Origin of the sequence: Halotia branconii CENA392, assembly GCF_029953635.1 — a bacterium.
Lineage (GTDB): Bacteria > Cyanobacteriota > Cyanobacteriia > Cyanobacteriales > Nostocaceae > Halotia > Halotia branconii.
Map to the genome: position 1 here is coordinate 2479046 of NZ_CP124543.1, position 18391 is coordinate 2497436.

Annotated in this window: 19 protein-coding genes; 10 read left to right on the forward strand and 9 right to left on the reverse strand. The window is 40.9% G+C overall.

Features of this window, described 5'->3' with window-relative positions:
• Positions 1-45 precede the first annotated feature (45 nt).
• The 5 genes from QI031_RS10945 (at position 46) to QI031_RS10965 (ending at position 4529) form a co-directional block, all read left to right on the forward strand.
• Positions 46-864, forward strand: a complete 819-nt coding sequence (locus QI031_RS10945; protein ID WP_281485190.1) for a DUF3598 family protein — start codon at positions 46-48, stop codon at positions 862-864.
• 70 nt (positions 865-934) lie between these two features.
• Entirely contained in the window at positions 935-1900 is a 966-nt protein-coding gene (locus QI031_RS10950; RefSeq protein WP_281485191.1) for an alpha/beta fold hydrolase, read from the forward strand.
• A 921-nt stretch (positions 1901-2821) separates the two neighbouring features.
• Positions 2822-3631 carry a CAP domain-containing protein gene (locus QI031_RS10955; RefSeq protein ID WP_281485192.1) on the forward strand — a complete coding sequence of 270 codons (810 nt, stop codon included), beginning with the start codon at positions 2822-2824 and terminating at the stop codon, positions 3629-3631.
• 224 nt (positions 3632-3855) lie between these two features.
• The gene (locus QI031_RS10960) at positions 3856-4185 is read left to right on the forward strand and encodes a DUF433 domain-containing protein (RefSeq protein WP_281485193.1); all 330 of its coding nucleotides are present in this window, start codon (positions 3856-3858) and stop codon (positions 4183-4185) included.
• A gap of 8 nt (positions 4186-4193) precedes the next feature.
• The gene (locus tag QI031_RS10965; RefSeq protein ID WP_281485194.1) at positions 4194-4529 is read left to right on the forward strand and encodes a DUF5615 family PIN-like protein; all 336 of its coding nucleotides are present in this window, start codon (positions 4194-4196) and stop codon (positions 4527-4529) included.
• A 172-nt stretch (positions 4530-4701) separates the two neighbouring features.
• Here QI031_RS10965 and metH read toward each other — a convergent pair whose 3' ends face one another.
• Complete coding sequence (gene metH / locus QI031_RS10970) at positions 4702-8241, reverse strand: methionine synthase (protein WP_281485195.1); 3540 nt, start codon at positions 8239-8241, stop codon at positions 4702-4704.
• A gap of 239 nt (positions 8242-8480) precedes the next feature.
• On the opposite strand from metH, the gene QI031_RS10975 reads away from it, so the two are divergent.
• A complete protein-coding gene (locus QI031_RS10975) occupies positions 8481-8675 on the forward strand; it encodes a hypothetical protein (RefSeq protein WP_281485196.1) in 195 nt (64 codons plus the stop codon).
• A 71-nt stretch (positions 8676-8746) separates the two neighbouring features.
• Entirely contained in the window at positions 8747-9142 is a 396-nt protein-coding gene (locus tag QI031_RS10980; protein ID WP_281485197.1) for a hypothetical protein, read from the forward strand.
• Positions 9143-9373: 231 nt separating this feature from the next.
• Here QI031_RS10980 and QI031_RS10985 read toward each other — a convergent pair whose 3' ends face one another.
• The 4 genes from QI031_RS10985 to QI031_RS11000 form a co-directional block, all read right to left on the reverse strand.
• The gene (locus tag QI031_RS10985; RefSeq protein WP_281485198.1) at positions 9374-10342 is read right to left on the reverse strand and encodes a glutathione S-transferase family protein; all 969 of its coding nucleotides are present in this window, start codon (positions 10340-10342) and stop codon (positions 9374-9376) included.
• A 41-nt stretch (positions 10343-10383) separates the two neighbouring features.
• Positions 10384-10674, reverse strand: a complete 291-nt coding sequence (gene gatC, locus QI031_RS10990) for an Asp-tRNA(Asn)/Glu-tRNA(Gln) amidotransferase subunit GatC (RefSeq protein ID WP_281485199.1) — start codon at positions 10672-10674, stop codon at positions 10384-10386.
• A gap of 78 nt (positions 10675-10752) precedes the next feature.
• The gene (locus QI031_RS10995; protein WP_281485200.1) at positions 10753-11274 is read right to left on the reverse strand and encodes a photosystem I assembly protein Ycf3; all 522 of its coding nucleotides are present in this window, start codon (positions 11272-11274) and stop codon (positions 10753-10755) included.
• Positions 11275-11423: 149 nt separating this feature from the next.
• Complete coding sequence (locus QI031_RS11000; RefSeq protein ID WP_281485201.1) at positions 11424-12104, reverse strand: SOS response-associated peptidase; 681 nt, start codon at positions 12102-12104, stop codon at positions 11424-11426.
• Between the two features lie 203 nt (positions 12105-12307).
• Here QI031_RS11000 and QI031_RS11005 point away from each other — a divergent pair, with 203 nt between their 5' ends.
• Positions 12308-12940 (forward strand): glutathione S-transferase family protein, encoded by a 633-nt coding sequence (locus tag QI031_RS11005; RefSeq protein ID WP_281485202.1) that lies wholly within the window; start codon positions 12308-12310, stop codon positions 12938-12940.
• Positions 12941-12993: 53 nt separating this feature from the next.
• Here QI031_RS11005 and QI031_RS11010 read toward each other — a convergent pair whose 3' ends face one another.
• The 4 genes from QI031_RS11010 to QI031_RS11025 form a co-directional block, all read right to left on the reverse strand.
• Positions 12994-13221: a DUF167 domain-containing protein gene (locus QI031_RS11010; RefSeq protein ID WP_281485203.1), complete on the reverse strand. Its 228-nt coding sequence runs from the start codon at positions 13219-13221 to the stop codon at positions 12994-12996.
• A complete protein-coding gene (locus QI031_RS11015; protein WP_281485204.1) occupies positions 13205-13615 on the reverse strand; it encodes a ribosomal maturation YjgA family protein in 411 nt (136 codons plus the stop codon). Before QI031_RS11015 ends, QI031_RS11010 begins: the two co-directional genes overlap by 17 nt.
• Before the next feature lie 129 nt (positions 13616-13744).
• Complete coding sequence (locus tag QI031_RS11020) at positions 13745-14299, reverse strand: DUF2231 domain-containing protein (protein WP_281485205.1); 555 nt, start codon at positions 14297-14299, stop codon at positions 13745-13747.
• A 22-nt stretch (positions 14300-14321) separates the two neighbouring features.
• A complete protein-coding gene (locus QI031_RS11025; RefSeq protein ID WP_281485206.1) occupies positions 14322-15062 on the reverse strand; it encodes an LmeA family phospholipid-binding protein in 741 nt (246 codons plus the stop codon).
• A gap of 256 nt (positions 15063-15318) precedes the next feature.
• Here QI031_RS11025 and QI031_RS11030 point away from each other — a divergent pair, with 256 nt between their 5' ends.
• Together QI031_RS11030 and QI031_RS11035 are read left to right on the forward strand one after the other, a co-directional pair.
• Complete coding sequence (locus QI031_RS11030) at positions 15319-16365, forward strand: hemerythrin domain-containing protein (protein WP_281485207.1); 1047 nt, start codon at positions 15319-15321, stop codon at positions 16363-16365.
• A gap of 211 nt (positions 16366-16576) precedes the next feature.
• Positions 16577-18307, forward strand: a complete 1731-nt coding sequence (locus tag QI031_RS11035) for an Rqc2 family fibronectin-binding protein (protein WP_281485208.1) — start codon at positions 16577-16579, stop codon at positions 18305-18307.
• The last annotated feature ends 84 nt before the right edge of the window (positions 18308-18391 follow it).

The following is an 18391-nucleotide window of genomic DNA, read 5'->3' on the forward strand; positions in this document are numbered from 1 at the left end:
ATACTAAGTATTGGGCATGGGGTATTGATAAAGGAAAAAGTTACTATGAAATCGCAGTGGGAATGTTTTCTGCAAAATCTTGGGGTCTGGGAAGGTTCATTTACCAATTTTTCGCCTCAAGGTACACTTCTAAAAGATATTCCTAGCCGTTTGACTTTAGAAGGATTGAACAACAACCAGACAGTGCGCCTGAGTCTCTGCCGTTCAGGACAAGCTGACATGGTTTTAGAATATAGCTCTATGGGAAACAGTGTCTTATTTTTTGAAAATGGAGCATTTTCTCAAGGTTCAATTCAGCTAGCACCCTTTACTGAATTTGGGGCAGAATTCGGTTTCATTGCTGAAAATCGCCGTTTACGTCTGGTGCAATTGTTTGATCAAAATGGTCAAATAGATAAATTCACCTTGATTCGAGAACATTTAGCTGGAACCCTCACCTCACAAACCCCAACCTTGCAAATCGATGACTTGTTAGGAGAATGGCAAGGCGAAGCAATAACAATGTATCCAGATTGGCGATCGCCTGATACTTACTCTACAATTCTCAAATTACAATTGGATGATACTGGTCGCTTAGTTCAAAGTTTGAGTTTTGGCGGACATAACATTACTTCAACTGCCACTGTTAAAGGCTCAATCATTCACTTCGATCAAAATCCCCAAAAGCAAATACAAGTATTACTACTACCTGACGGCGCTTCTGTAACTTCTCCATTACAAGTGCAGTTACATCAACCTTTATTGTTGGAAGTAGGTTGGTTAATCCAGTCAAATCTACGCCAACGAATGATTCGCAACTATAACGATAAAGGTGAATGGACGAGTCTCACTTTAGTTACTGAAAAAAGGGTGTCGCCTCATTAATTAACTTTCAACGGAACATCTGTCAAAATTGTTGCAGTTACTTCTACCCTAGAAAAGGAATTGAGGAAACATGACTTCAGTGACTCACCGTTTCGTCGAAACCAACAATATCAAAATGCATATCGCCGAACAAGGACAAGGGCCTTTGGTCATCTTGTGTCACGGCTTCCCAGAATGTTGGTACTCTTGGCGGCATCAGTTATCAGCGCTGGCAAATGCAGGATTTCACGTAGTCGCACCAGACCAACGCGGCTATGGGCAGACTGACCAACCAGAACCAATTGAGGCATACAATATTCTTCAACTAGTCGGCGATATCGTTGGTCTGGTTAATGCTTTGGGTGAAGAGCAAGCCTTTGTTGTTGGACACGATTGGGGTGCAGCCGTTGCTTGGCATTGTGCCTTGCTGCGTCCAGACATTTTCCGTGCTATTACCCTGCTCAGTGTGCCTTATCGTCCTCGTTCTTGGGAAGATATACAACCAACACAAGCAATGAAACTGATGGCGGGTGAGCAGGAATTTTATCAATTGTACTTCCAAGAACCAGGTAAAGCAGAAGCAGATTTAGAGTCTGATGTTCGCGCAACCATACGTACAATGCTCTACGTTGCTTCGGGAGACCCACCACCATCCAAGCGTTGGCGCTTTTTGTTCAACAAGTCAGAAAAGCCACTAGACACGAGTTCAGTACCAGAACAACTTCCCGCTTGGTTAACAGACCAAGATATCGACTTTTTCACCTCTGAGTTTAAGCGAACAGGTTTTCGGGGAGGATTAAACTGGTATCGAAATATAGACAAAATGTGGGAATTAACGCCGTTTCTCAGCGGTGCAAAGCTGCACCAACCAGCGTTATTTGTAGCGGGGGAAACAGACGGGGTGATTACGATGTACCGTGAAGCATTCGATACTCTAGAACAGAACATGCCCAATCTCAAGCAGAAGATATTACTCTCAGGTGCTGGTCACTGGATTCAGCAAGAACGCCCAAGCGAAGTAAATAGATTACTCATCGAGTTTTTAGCAAATCTCTAAATTGATTAACTTAAGAGCGCAAGCAGAAAAATGAGGTGGTGGCACTTGCGATTTTTAAAGGATGTTTGAAAAATCGATTTAGAATTGCCCGACTTTGTTTATGAACACTGGTTAGGGAGAATCAATGCCAGGGTATTTATAGTCAATGATCTATTGCCTGTCGAATAGGCAATAGATCATTGACGATTGGTCGGTCAATTATGGTAGACCAGCAAATTGGAAGAAGATTGTACTAAACTTACCGTCCTAACTACTAAGTAAACAAAGTTGTTGAAATATTTATTAGTATGCAAAAAAATATATATATAATAAACCTATTACTTTGTCAATAACCTCTAGTAGTATTTATTTGGATAAAAGGAACTTTATTGGTAAATAAATATAGAGAAAGTTGAATTTTGTTTGCTAAATTTCTCCATTTTAATTTATTTAACTTAGAGTTTCTTCTAGTGTTCCCTGACAAAATTGCTAGGCATATATAGTCAATAATGTCTAGCAATTAAATTTTTTTGAGGTTTTGTCTTATGAAAATCAAAAACTCCACTATGGCTTCGGCTTTGAGAAAACTATCCGAAAAAGCCAATCTGGTAAACAATAAAGCAGTAAAAAGCTTAATTTAGAAATTTTTTCCTTTTTACAAGCAGCTTACCAAGGTGAGAATTTAGAAAATGGTTGTAAGCGTCTCAACTTCCTTGGTTTGACAGCAAATTGTTCTTAGCGATGTCTACGGCAGGTTACGCCTACACGCCTTTGGTTTTCTTGAACAGCTCATTTCTTGTCATAAAACCAATACTCACAAGCTTTAAGTCACTTTTTTGCAGCTTTGCTTTAGCTTTCTCAAGTTTTCTTCTACTAAGAATTGTAGAAGATATTTTTATCTTGGCTGAGTGCATCTGAACAAATCTTTACGAGGACAAATTCATGGCAACATTTGAAGAACAAGTCCTAAAACTCACTAATCAAGAACGAGCTAAGAACGGGCTTTCAGCGCTCAAACCAAATGCCGAACTCAATTATGCTGCTGACAAATATGCAGAGTTGATGGCAGAACGTAATTACTTTAGTCATACAGGCCCGGATGGTTCCCAAGCCTGGGATAGAGCCAAGGCTGTTGGCTTTGAAGCTCAAACAATGGGAGAGAATATCGCTGCTGGTCAAAGAACACCAGAAGAAGTGGTAAAAGGTTGGATGGATAGTCCAGGACACAGAGCTAATATTCTCAATCCCCGATTTACTCAGCTTGGTGTTGGGTTTGAGAAAAATTATTGGGTTCAGAACTTTGGCAGCGATGATATAAACCCTACGAGCAAGATACCAAATTCCCCATCTAACTCAGCATCGACACCAGCACCAGCACCTAAACCTGTATCTACTTCTAATCCTGGTAAAGAACTTACAGGTGGAAATGGCAATGATATGCTCATCGGTGGTTCAGGCAATGACATACTGCGGGGTGGCGGAGGTAACGATTTCCTCAATGGAGGTAATGGTAACGATCGCTTAATTGGTGGTTCAGGTAGAGACTATTTCGTTCTTGCTAAAGGAGCAGGTAAGGATATTATTAGCGACTTTAATTTAGGTCAAAGAGATACAATCGTCTTGTATGGGGCGACCTCATTTAATCAGTTAACTTTATCTGGCAATGAGATTAAACTAGATAATCAAACTCTAGGAGTTTTAACTGGATTTGATACAACAGCACTAACTTCGAGCAATTTTTTCTTTGTTTAAACAGGGCATGGGGCATGGGGCATGGAGAAGAAAAAGAATTGGGGACAAGGAGAATTGGGGAAAGAAATGTCCCCTTGTCCCCTTGTCTCCTTGTCTCCCCTGCTCCCCTGCTCCCTTGCTTCTTGCCTCAAAACCTGTTCTTTTGTATGAAGTACAAAAAAACACTACTGTATGTCCTGCGTTAAGTTACGATCGCTGTGTAGTTGAGCCAGGAAAATTAATTCATGAGCCTCGTTTTAGAGCATGAGATACCGCCTCTTCGAGAAGACGAAATCGGAGTAATTCGAGTTGGAAATTCCAGAGTTTTGCTAGAGACTGTGATCCGAGCGTTTCAAGATGGTGCATCCCCGGAGTCGATTGTTCATCGGTACTCAACCCTTTCCTTGTCTGATGTCTACAACACAATCGGTTACTATCTCCGACACCAAGATACTGTAGAGGCATACTTAAATCAGAGAGAGCAGTTGGCTGAATCCATACAGCAACGTTTGTTCAGCATTCAGCCTGATTTGAGTCTTATTCGTTCTCGTTTATTGTCTCAACAGAATCTATAGTAGTGGCGATGTTGAGCTTGTTAAGCGATGAAAACTTTAATGGCGATATTGTTCGGGGGCTATTTTTGCGTCAACCCAATCTTGATTTACTTCGAGTTCAAGATATAGGTTTAAGAGAAGTAGACGATTCAGCAATTTTAGCTTGGGCAGCAATTAACGAGCGTATTCTTCTTACTCATGATCGTGCAACCATGCCCGACTTTGCTTATGAACGCTTGGTAAAAGGAGAATCGGTAGTCAATGATCGAATGTCTATTCGACAGGCAATTGATGAGTTATTACTACTAGTAAATTATGGTGAGCAAGTTGAGTGGAAGGGGATTGTATTGTACCTACCATTGTAAAAGCCAAATTTTGAGCCAATTTTTTCTTCGCTTAAGCGATAGGTTTTTTAAAGGGCATAGGGCATAGAGAAGAGGAATTGGGGCAGGGTGCGGGGTGCAGGGGGGATGAAGAAAAATTACCTATTTCTCCCTGCTCCCTGCTCCCTGCTCCTCTGCACCTCTGCCTCTACTTTTAAGCGCTGAAGTACTTCGCTACTGGGTGATAAGCAATAATCGCCGTTGTTGATTGTTCTGGATAAAGTTGTTCACTTTCATCCATATATAAGTTAATGCGATCGCTCTCCAATAATTCCAGTTGCTTGTACTGATCTTGAATATTCGGACAAGCCGGATAGCCAAAACTATACCGCGAACCATTATATCGCTGTGCCAAAACATCCCGAATATTATCCGGTTCTTCACCTCCAAAACCCAACTCTCGGCGAATCCTAGCGTGTGTCCACTCAGCCAGCGCTTCCGCTACCTGCACCGCCAGACCGTGAAAATACAAATAATCAGTGTATTGATTATCAGCAAATAACTTTTGAGCAAACTCCGTAGCAATATTCCCCACAGTCACCGCCTGCATCGGGAACACATCAATTATTCCCGACTCCTTAGTTGCAAAAAAATCAGCAATACACAACCTCCTTGACGACCTTTGCCGAGGAAACTCAAAACTTACTCTTACCTCTGCGTTCTCTGCGTCTCGGCGGTTCGTATCATAAACATACAACATATTACCCTCAGACCGACAAGGAAAATACCCATAAATCACCTGCGGATGTAACAAATTCTCCTCAATCACCCGCTGCTTCCAAGTCTCCAAAATCGGATACACCTTTTCATCCAAAAAAGCCTGATATTCTTCCTTTGATTGCTCCTTCGGCTTACGGAACTGCCACTGTCCAGCAATCAAAGCTTGCAAATCCAAATACCAGAACACCTCTTCAATGGGAATATCACTCGGCTGTAACAGCTGCGTTCCCCAAAAAGGCGGCGTAGGACGTTCAATATCCAAAGCCACAGCTTCAGAACGCCTTGTATCTATTTCTTTTAGTTCAGCAGGTGCTTTTTCCTCAGCAATTTTAACTGATTCATTGTGACCATTTGTTGACTCTGCTGTTTCGCTGACTTCATCCAAAAATCCTTGGAAATCATCCCAATTACTAGCAGCCTTCGCCGGCATTAATTTATCCATGAAATGCAAATCAGAAAAAGCATCCTTACCATAAACAACTTTACCCTTGTAAGTGTTTTGGCAATCTTGATTTACAAACTTAGGAGTTAGCGCCGCACCACCTAAAATCACCGGAACAGTAATTCCCTTTTCGTTAAATACTTCCAAATTCTCTTTCATGAAAGCAGTGGATTTCACCAGCAAACCACTCATAGCAATACAATCTGCATGATGCTGTTCGTAAGCCTGGATGATATTTTCCACTGGCTGCTTAATTCCCAGATTAATTACCTTGTAGCCATTATTAGACAAGATAATATCCACTAAGTTTTTACCAATATCGTGAACATCACCTTTCACCGTGGCAATAATAAAGGTTCCCTTAGCATTATTGCCAGCATCCGACTTTTCCATGAACGGTTCTAGATACGCTACCGCCGCCTTCATGGTTTCCGCAGATTGCAAGACAAAAGGTAGTTGCATTTGTCCAGAACCGAATAACTCCCCGACAACTTTCATGCCATCTAGCAGAAAGGTGTTGATAATTTGCAACGGAGGATATTGTTCTAAAGCTGTTGTTAGATGTTCTTCTAAGCCAATGCGTTCGCCGTCGATGATATGGCGCTTGAGGCGTTCTTCAATGGGTAGACTTTCATCTAAAGAGCGATCGCGTTTTGTTGTTACTCCCTCAAATAAAGTGGTAAGCTCTCCCAAGGGATCATAAACGCAGACATCACCTGCAAATTGCCGCTGATCATAAATTAAATGGCGACAAATATCTTGGTGTTGTGCCTCAATCTTTGATAGCGGTAAAATCTTGCTAGCACTGACAATGGCTGCATCCATTCCCGCCGTCATTGCTTCGTGCAAAAATACCGAGTTCAACACAACTCGCGCGGCTGGGTTCAAACCAAAAGAAATATTAGATACACCTAAAATCACATGACACCCTGGCAATTCTTGACGAATGCGCCGAATTGCTGCAATGGTGGCTTTGCCGTTTTCTCTATCTTCTTCAATGCCTGTAGAAATTGGTAAAGCTAGAGTATCAAAAAACAATTCTGTGGCAGGTATACCGTATTCTACAGCTTGACGATAAGCGCGTTGGGTGATCGCAAACTTTTTGTCGGCTGTCCGCGCCATGCCTTCTTCATCAATAGTACCAATGACTACACCAGCACCGTACTGTTTCGCCAATTCCAACACCTTCAAAAAGCGCGGTTCCCCGTCTTCATAGTTGGTAGAGTTGAGCAAACACTTACCGCCAGCTACTTTTAAACCCGCCTCCATCTTTTCCCATTCAGTGGAGTCGAGCATCAAAGGTAATGTCACATTATTCACAATCCGGGAAACCAATTCGTGCATATCACGCACGCCGTCCCGTCCCACATAATCCACATTCACATCGAGGATATGTGCGCCTTCCTTGACTTGCGCCCTGGCCATAGAGACCAGTCCATCCCAATCTTCCGCATTCAGCAAATCGCGGCACTTCTTGGAACCGCTAGCGTTGAGACGTTCCCCGACAATTAGAAAAGAATTATCTTGGTCGTAAGGTTGAGTAGTATAAATTGATGCTGCCGCCGATTCTAAACTCGGCTGTCTAACTTTTGGTTTTAACTCTTGAGCAATTTCTGCCAATTGTTGAATGTGTTCTGGACGTGTCCCACAGCAACCCCCGATCACTTGGACACCCAAATCTTCAACAAAATGCATCAACGACATCCGTAATTCCATTGGTGTCAGGCGGTAGTGAGCTTGACCACCAACGTTCTCAGGTAAACCCGCATTGGGAACACAAGAAACGATAAAAGGTGAATGTTCCGATAAATACTTGATATGTGGTTTCATCAAGTCTGGACCTGTGGCACAGTTGAGACCGAGAATATCAATTGGGTAAGGTTCCAAAATTGTCAGTACAGCGCTGATTTCTGAACCTACCAGCATTGTACCCATGCTTTCCATTGTCACCGAAACCATCAACGGTCGGCGATCGCCTTTTTTGGCAAAAACTTCTGCAATACCATTTAGCGCCGCTTTAATTTGCAGCACATCTTGGCAAGTCTCAACAATAAACAAATCAACACCACCATCCCACAGTGCCTCTGCTTGTTCAGCAAAAGACGCTTTCATGGTATCAAAGTCAATATGTCCTAGGGTAGGTAGTTTAGTAGTCGGTCCCATCGAACCCGCGACAAACCGGGGTTTTTCTGGAGTAGAAAATTCCGCAGCCACACGCTTTGCTAGTTCTGCGGCTGTCTTGCTGAGGTAATAGGCTTGATCTGCTAAGTCATATTCTGCCAATACAATTGACGTAGCGCCAAAAGTATCCGTTTCAATCACATCTGCACCCACAGCCAGAAAGTCTCGGTGAACTTTAGCGATCGCTTCGGGTTTAGTATGGACTAAATATTCATTACAACCTTCATACTGTGCGCCGCCAAAATCTTCAGCAGTCAGGTTTTGGGTTTGCAGATTAGTTCCCATCGCCCCGTCAAAGACGATGACTGGGCGTTCTGGGCTACGCAAGCGTTCAAGGAAAGGATGAGTCATATTTTCCTAGAGGAAATGAGCAAATTAAATGAGTCTTGTGATACTCGACTTACTTTATTATTTTCTAAAATTGCGGGAGTTTTGACAGGGATTGATATAAAAACTATGTGGGGCATGGGGCATGGGGCATGGGGCATGGGTAAGAGTTATTAATGCCACATACCTCTTGTTCTTTCTAACGGTACAAGACTTTTATCAAATAGTAATGCAAGGATTAACAAAATTATGGACGCTAAAAAATGAAAAAAACAACAAAGAACAAATTAGATTCCAAGATGACTGATGAAGATTGGTTTAGTTTAGGAAAATCAGATGCTTGGGCTGGAAAACCCAAAGTACCACCAGAACAAGATTCTCAAGCTGCTAGTATGTACGAATTGGGTTACTGCGAGGGCGAAATTAAACATCCGCCAACTGAAACCTCTAGTCGATAAAAAACAACTGACAAATAACAACTGACACGCGAAGCGCGATAGACTGAGAAAAATTCCTTGAGGAAGCGTTGATGGCACAGAAAAATGGGGTGAAAGCTGGAACGTCTGTACAGGAATTGCCTACAGCTTCAGACGTTGATGATTCGGTAACAATTGAAGAGTCTGCAAAAGTTGAGGACTCTCCTGACGCAGTGGAGGATGTTAAAGATATTGACGAAATCTTAAATTCACTAAAAGCTTTACTGAGTACTGTAGACAAGCTGCAAAAAGTCCGGCAGGATGTGGGCGACATCAAACCTTTAATTGTACAAATGCTTGATGGAGAATTGCTTGCTGGTGAAGAACTTGAACAACTTAAGGCAGGCGTGAGTAGCCTTTCTCGCTTGGTTCGTGCTTATAGTGACCATCAAGCAGCACTAGCTAAAGCGCAACCTGCTAGAGAGCTACTAGATCAAGTGCTGAAATAGGTCATAACAAGACATTTGAAAAGCTGTTAGTTTGAGCTATTACACTACTTAAATTTTTCTCTTTGTGCCACGTCAATTATTACAATACGGTGGCACTTATTTCAAGTCGGCAAGCCGCCCAACAGAGTGCCTTGGAAACCTGTGCAACTCACTGGCTTTTCTGCGTCTTTGAGGTTTAAATATTTTTTTTAATGCGCTGATAACACACAGGTAAGAGATAAACAATATTAATCATGCAAACATTTGATCGCGGTTATGAGGTGCATCGAAATCAATCATAGGCCCTTTCGGTACAATGCGTGCGGGATTTACTTGGGGATGACTTCTATAATAATGCCGTTTAATGTGGTCAAGATTACAAGTTTCTTTGACTCCCGGAAATTGGTAAAGATCTTTGAGATAGTTCCATAGATTGGGATACTCTACAATTCGATGTACATTACATTTAAAATGCACATAGTAAACAGCATCAAAACGAAACAGAGTAGTGAACATACACCAATCTGCTTCAGTAATTTGCTTACCACAAAGATAACGCTGTTTTGCTAATACTTTTTCCCAGTAATCAAGAGCCGCAAACAACTCTGTTACTGCCTCATCATAAGCTGATTGGCTAGTAGCAAATCCAGCCCGATATACACCATTATTTATGGGTTGATAAATAGCATCAATTGTTTCATCAATTACTTTTTGCAGAGGTGTTGGATAAAAGTCAATATTTTTTTGAGCAAAGGTATTAAATTCTGTATCCAACATGCGGATAATTTCACGGGACTCATTATTAACAATTGTTCCAGTTTGTTTATCCCATAAAACTGGAACGGTGACTCGTCCAGTATAATTAGTCTCAGCTTTAAGATAAAGCTGCCAAAGATATTGCGTGCCGTTAACGGTATCAGGAATACTCCCTGGTTCGTCGCTAAATTCCCAACTATTTTGATCAATTTCTGCCGCAACTACTGATAAGCCAATGGCATTTTCTAGCCCTTTTAACTGGCGCATAATTGCAGTACGACATGCCCAAGGACAAGCCCAAGAAATATACAAATGATAACGCCCTGGTTCGGCTTTAAATTCACTAGAGCCATCGGCTGTAATGTGCTTGCGAAAAGTAGTTGATGGACGAACAAATCTACCTTGGGAATCTTCTTGATCCCGTTTTGATATCCATTTACCTTCTTTAAGGATTCCCAAACCCATATTTATCTCCTGAGTAACAGTCAATCAATTGAGATTATTGACTAATCAGCATTGAGAATTTTTGGTACTTTGAAAAATTCGCCTTCTTGTTCAGGCGCACTGTTAAGGATGGCTTCACGGTTAGTATATGGTTGTAATTCATCCTCTCGTGTGACGTTACTGACATCAATTGCCCGTGTTGTGGGAGGTACATCACTAACATCTAGTTCATTAAGCTGTTCTATATAATCCAAAATACTTCCTAGCTGAGTAGTGAATTGCTCTTCTTCTTCTGGCGTTAATTCTAAACGAGCGAGAAGGGCTACTTTACGAACTTGCTCACGATCAATCATGGTTTAGTTAAGAGTTAATGGTTGAAAGTAATTTAGTGATCAGTCAATTGCCATTAACTACTGACTAATCACCAATGACTAAAAGAATACGTCAACTTGCGATCGCCCGGTGGTCTTCAGCCAGTTTTGAGCTTCGATATAGTTATTGGGAGCCATGCGAATAGCTCTAATCCAATAATCGGCGGCTTGGTCAAACAGGGCTTCGCCAGTATCGTTATCCCCGTCTTCTTTCGCTTTCTCGCCTTGGTAATGATAAATTACGGCGATGTTGTTCAAAGCTTGAGGTAAACGCGGATTCAACTCAATTGCTTGATGATATAGCTCTAGAGCTTTATCGTGGTCGCCATTACTAGCGTAGATTAGCCCCATATTGTAGAGAATATAACCGCGATCGTTGGGGTCTTCTTCTAGTAATAGAGCTTCTTCATAGTTCTCTAATGCTTCGGCGTATTCGCCTTCTGCCTGAGCTGACATACCATCCCGATAATAAACAAACGCTTCTTTAGCTTTTTTGTTGGCTGGCAGGAGCTTGAGGATCAGATCTGCCATGACTGTAAAAGATTTATCAACAAAGTTATCGTTTTTTTGTGTTCTTGGCATATTTGCCTCTTAGTTAATTGGGCATTGGGCATGGGACATGGGGCATTGGGCATGGGGCATTGTTGTTTTCTCTGCTTCCCTAGTCCCTAGCCCCTAACCTCCAGTCCCTAATCTCTACACTCAATAGCTAATTTAACTGATTTGAGGGGTTATTCTTCGTCGCTGAGGGGCATGATACATTCTGGACTGTTGTGTTGAGGTTTGTTAACCAAGGTGCTAACTGGGTATGCAGTCATTGCTGTTTCTGGATAAGGTTGCAATAGCTGCTGTAGTGGTTCGGGTGTTTGTACTTGGGGGTCTAGCCACAAATCGTAATATTCTGGAGCAATAATTACTGGCATGCGATCGTGGATTGGTTGCAGTAGTTCATTGGCTGCGGTTGTCAAAATTGTACAAGAAATTATTTCTTCTTGTTCAGGCGTTTCCCATCTTTCCCACAGTCCTGCAAAGCCGAAGGGTTGCCCATCTTGTAACCGAAAATAAAACGGCTGCTTCTTGCTTTTTTGCCGTTGCCACTCATAAAAGCCATCAGCTACGACTAAACAACGTCGGCGCTTGAAAGCTGAACGAAAAGCAGGTTTTTCGGCAACAGTTTCGGCTCTAGCATTAATTAGCTTTGCCCCCATGCTGGGATCTTTTGCCCATGAAGGAATTAATCCCCAATGTAACTTTTGAAATTCACGCTGATCTTTTTCAGCGTTGTGTAGCACTGTTGCCACCATTTGCGTAGGTGCAATGTTATATTGAGCCGCCAAATCTGGGACTTGCTCTACATGGAAAACTTGGGATAATGCGGTTCCTGACTGGTTTAAAGTAAATCTTCCACACATACATTTATTTCCGCTTGCTGAATAAAAATAAACCTTTAAATACAGATATAGCTAAATACTATTGTTTTTATTTTCCCAGAAAATTCTATATTTTAGGTAGATACACAAAATAAATAAAAATATCCTGTTATGAAAGAATAGTTTTGTAAGATATTGTATTTTAGTCCCTCAATATTCAATACCTTCTTCAACATCTAATGAGCATGGAAACGCTGCGTTTGTACGATTTTTTACCCTCTGGTAACGGTTATAAAATACGTCTTTTATTAACACAAATGGGTATGCCCTTTGAAAGGATAGAGATTAACATCTTAAAGGGAGAGACTCGAACACCGGAATTTTTAAGTAAAAATCCCAACGGTAAGATACCAGTTTTAGAAGTGGCATCTGGCAAGTATTTAGCAGAATCAAATGCTATATTGGTTTATTTGAGTGAGTATACAGAATTTTTACCTTATGATCGCTTTTTAAGAGCGCAAGTATTGCAATGGTTATTTTTTGAACAATATAGTCATGAACCTTTTATTGCTACATCACGATTTTTGACTTCTATTTTAGGCAAAGCCAAGGAATATCATGTAGAAATAGAGCAAAAACGTGAACTAGGTTACGCAGCACTAAAGGTAATGGAAAACCATTTAATCTCTCGTACCTTCTTTGTCAATGAACGTTATACTATCGCTGATATTGCCTTATTTGCTTATACTCATGTTGCTGATGAAGGCGGGTTTAATTTAGCGAAGTTTCCTGCTATTCAAGCTTGGATAGAACGAGTCAAAGCTCAACCTAGTTATATAAGTATTACGCAAGATAAATCTGCTAACATAACAATCTAATTTGATTCCTGAATCACTTGATCCTCCTGACTTTTTAATTTTGATCCCTACAGTTAAATATCTGTATCAATTTCAATTAGCTTTTGTCGAGAAGATAAACCTAGCTTAATTGTGATATGAGATTTAGGTACATCAAATTTTTTAGACAGTAGTTTAATTAACTCTTTATTTGCTTTACCATCTATTGGTGGAGATTTTAAATGTATAATCAAGCTACCATCAGGTTGTTCTGCTATTTTTTGCTGTTTTGAATTGGGTTTCACTTTAACTTTTTTTTGCATAACCTATTGTTTGTAACTGTCGCAGCCACACCCAACCTAAAATACAACCCAATACATAATGAGGAAAATCCCACCAAGCAAAGGTAGTACCTAACAACCATTTACCTACTAATGTAGCGCGAACTTCTTGCAATAGTGGTGGATGCCAAAGTTGTAAAAATTCTAGGATACAGGTAACGACAAAAACCCATAGAGGAATTTGCTTTACAGCTATTCGGCTTCTAAAAAACCAAAATGCAAATAAGCACCAAAATATTTCATAAAATACTGCTGCTCCATAGTTATTAAACCATTGATGAGCAGACCCAGTGTAGTACTTAAAGAAAAAACCCATCACTACAACGATTAGTAGAGACAGGATAATAAATATTGTTTGTTTACGGTTTCGGAGCATTATTTCTAGGTTTGAGACTAAGGAAAATTTTAGTCTCTGCAATGCCCTTTCTTAACAATTCGTAATCTAAAATCTTAATTATGAATTACGAATTAGATTACCGAGCGAAGCCGAGGTACGAATGACAAATTACGGGTATCTTCTGCTACCAGCACCCACCACACCTATTTTGTGGCGATAGGAAAGTTCAGCACCGAACCAACCTGAAAGGCTTGTTAGCGTACCAACGACTAGCGAAATTACTAATCCCCAAGGTAGTATACGTGCTTCAGCATCACCTACACGCAAAAGAAAGTTAACGAGTGTCAAAACAAGTATAGAAACATTAAGAATTAAATGTGTCCAACCGGCGCTGCGCTTGCGGACTCGTTCAATTTTCAAAAAGTCGGTGATCCCAATCAAAGATGCCAACACACCTCCAGCTAAGCCCAGTCCGATTAACCATAAAGAAGCCCTAGCCCAGAAAAAATCACGAGTTAACCAATAACCGAAATCGCTTCCTAAAGCGGCGGCTAAAAAAGCTATAGGAAAAATCACACTCAAAGGGTGTAGAGGATGTCCTGCGATCGCTACTGTACTGGGTACACCACTATCAATATACTCACTGTCGTTACTTTCAATAATTGGTGGAATATTGGGGAAAGGTGTGGAACTTGTTTGTGCTTGTGTATCTGTAGTTTCCATGATTCAGTATCCTATTATTATTTTAAACAGAGGGAATTTTTTCAACGTAAGCTTCAGCTTGCAGTGTTAATTTGCCTGCTTCTACTTCTAATTGTTTAACTTGCAGGCTCATACCTTCTAAATCGAAGTTACTCAAGTTCAAAATTTCGCTAGTTTGCTCAATTAAAGCTTTGGTAAATTCTGGTGATATCTCTTCATCTTCGCCATATTCAACATTTTCTAGAACAACTGTTTGTCCATTGGCACTAACACGGGGTACTGCTGAAAAGGCAACTTGTTGGGTTTCGCCAGTTTCTTGTAGCAGTATCTCAGCATTCAATGCCACTTTATCTGCACTAGGCAGGCAAAATTCTACATTCTGGGGTGCGATCGTCAGATCTTGACCATTGACGTTGATTTTCTGACTTTGAAGTTTTGAGCGAATATATTTAGAGTTAAAGGCACGATTAATATCAGCCTCAGTCAAAACTATGTAGGCATTACCAGTGGTAGGTTTGGTAAGTTCAATTTTGCCGAAAGCTACATTAAGAGGATTAATCGCAACATCACTGAGTTCAATATCCATTTCCTCCATACGGAGGTCTTTTTGCATAACTAAACCATCACCTTCAACGGTGACTGCATCTACCTCTCCTTGCATCAATTTCAACGGATCAGTTTTAATATCTACATTTAAATTTTCTACTTCATCTAACTGGCTAGATAAACCTATTTCTGCGGCTTTATTTAGCGCCTGTTTTCCTAAATCAGGACTGTCGGGCATTATGATTTAATCTCCTATTTGAGTATCCTTGAGTCAATGTAAGAAACTAACCTTTAAAATTTATCTATCTGGCGATGGAGTACAGATTAAATAGTTGTCTATCTAAAAGGATAAGTAAAATATTGAGGATAAAAATGAGTGTTTCTATATCCATAGTTGACCAGTAATCGCTCAAAAGAAAGAGGAAAATTTCATAAAACTTATGGCAACCTGAAATAAGCAATGATATGAACACTTTTCCGAGGAGAACTTCAAAATGGTATCTACTTTAGATGATACAAAGCGCAATGCGATCGCTGAAAAATTAGCAGACATAAAATTAATTCAGCAGTTAATCATTGAAAATGAACAACTGTTTTCGAGAGAATCAAGTGATAGCGAAATTTCAGATCGCATTCGGAAGATGCTTGATGATGATCAAAAAAATCTAGGCGTTATAGAAACTGTAATTGTGCAGTATGGTATTCAACAACAGCCAAGAAACACAATTCAAGAAATGGTGGAAAAAATCCGCCAAATCATGAAAGGCTCTGAATTAAGCTTGTATGAAAAAGTATTTCAGCACGAATTGCTGAAACACCAACAAGTGATGAGTGGAATAACTGTACATAAGGCAGCGCAAAAAGTTGGTGCTGATGTCATGGCAGCAATTACCCCTTTAAATACCGTTAACTTTGAAAACCGCGCCCACCAAGAACAACTCAAAGGCATTCTAGAAGTTCTAGGTGTTCGTGAACTAACTGGACAAGATGCAGACCAAGGAATTTGGGCAAGAGTTCAAGATGCTATGGCTGCGTTTAGTGGTGCAGTAGGTAGCGCTGTTACCCAAGGTTCCGATAAACAAGATATGAATATCCAAGATGTCATCCGTCTGGATCACAACAAGGTGAATATTTTGTTTACTGAACTATTACAAAGTAACGATTCCCAAAAAATTCAAGAATACTTCGGTCAAATCTATAAGGATTTAACTGCTCATGCTGAAGCAGAAGAAGAAGTAGTTTATCCAAGAGTACGTTCTTTCTATGGTGAAAATGACACCCAAGAACTGTTTAATGAACAAGCTCAAATGAAGCAGGAGTTAGAGCAAATTAAGGCTCTTAACCCCTCTACATCTCAATTCAAAGATAAAGTCAAACAGTTGATGGACGCTGTTGGTGATCATATTCGTCAAGAAGAAAGCACAATGTTTGCTGCAATTCGCAACAATTTAAGCTCTGATCAAACCGAACAAATGGCTACTCAATTTAAGGCTGCTAAGAGCAAAATTCAAGAAAGATTAGGCAAGGAAGCAGTCAAGTAGAGAAACAACGCTGTTATTAAGCTCATCCCACCCCTGGAAGGGGCGGGATTTTGTGTAAGTGGTCAGTGGTCAGTTGTTTTTGCTACTCACCACACTTCGGCTAGCGGTAGTTAATGACGACTTATGACCACTTTTTTGCGTTATTCCACACAAAGCCAAATAAGATAGCATATACTGAGCATCGACGCTTGAACGCTAACGGCTAATTGCTGTGCAACCAGTTGACTTTACCACTCTCGCAGCCGCTTGTAGCGAACTACGCGCTCACTGGCTACCATCGCGCTTAGAACAAGTTTATCAGCGCGATCGCTACACTATTGTTGTGGCATTACGTACTCTCAAACAAAGGGGTTGGTTAGAGATTTCCTGGCATCCCCAAGCTGCACGTATTTGTATTGGCGAACCACCACCGCGATCGCCTGATACTTTCACCTTCAGCCAACAACTAGTACACCAATTGAATGGTTTGGCATTAGTATCAATTGAGGCGATCGCTCCTTGGGAACGGGTGATTGATTTACAATTTGCCCGTCGTCCCAAAGAAAACGCTTTACATCATATATATGTAGAAGTTATGGGCAAATACAGTAATGTCATCCTCACCGATGCCAGCAATCTCATTATTACTGCTGCCCATCAAGTAAGTCAGCAACAATCTAGTGTCCGTCCCATTCAAACCGGACAGCCTTATGAACCACCGCCAAAACTCACCGGGACTGTTCCCAGTTTGAGCGAATCACCAGAACGCTGGCAAGAACGAGTTAGCTTAGTACCGGGAGCAGTTAAGCGTCAACTGTTAAAAAGTTATAGCGGTTTGAGTTCTGCATTAGTAGAGTTAATGCTCGTAGCAGCTGATTTAGCACCGGAAACTACTACTAATAAACTTAATCCCAACGACTGGCAAAGGCTATTTGCAAGATGGCAAGAATGGCTACAAGCTTTGGAATTAAATAAATTTCAACCTGCTTGGACTGTAAATGGATATACCGTCATGGGTTGGGGTGCAGTAGCTCCAGCTAAAGACATCCAATCACTATTGGCTAAATATTACAATGACCAAATCAATCAACAGTTATTCTCTCAACTGCGCCATCAACTAAGTCAGAAATTAAATAATATTCTGGCAAAATTACGCAACAAAGCTCAAACCTTTGCAGACCGCTTGCAGCAATCAGATGAAGCAGATGAATATCGGCAAAAAGCTGATTTGTTAATGGCAAATTTACAAAACTGGCAACCAGGGATGAAAGAAATCACCCTCCTTGATTTTGAAACTAGTCAGCCGATCGCGATCGCCCTCCAGCCAGATAAAAATGCTGTACAAAATGCCCAACGTCTTTACAAACAGCACCAAAAACTCAAACGCGCTCGTACTGCCGTTGAACCGTTATTCTTAGAAGTGCAAGCAGAACTTGCATATTTAGAACAAGTTGAAGCTGCGATCGCTCAGATAGACCAATACCGAACAATAGAAGATTTACAGGCTCTTGAAGAAATCCGCGATGAACTAATTGGACAAAAGTATTTAGAAGATCCCGAATACCGCAATCGTAGTACCAACGAAACTACCAGCACTAATTTTTACCGCTACCGCACACCTAACGGCTTTGAAGTCTTAATCGGTCGCAACAATCGCCAAAATGACCAATTGACTTTTCGTGTCGCTGGAGATTATGACCTGTGGTTTCACACTCAAGAAATTCCCGGAAGCCATTTGTTACTGCGTTTAGAACCTGGTAGCGTCCCAGAAGCAACTGACTTGCAATTTGTGGCAAATCTTGCTGCATATTACAGTCGCGCTCGTCAGAGTGAGCAAGTACCAGTGATTTATACTCAGCCAAAGCACGTTTACAAACCCAAAGGAGCGAAACCAGGGATTGCTATTTACAAACAGGAGCGCATTTTGTGGGGAAAACCGCAGTTGGTAGTCAATAGCCAATAGTGATCTTTTTGTCCTACTCTATCCCTTGGATTTTCAGAAATATTCTGCTAGATAGAGGTTAATTTTCTTCGGGAACGTCTTTTT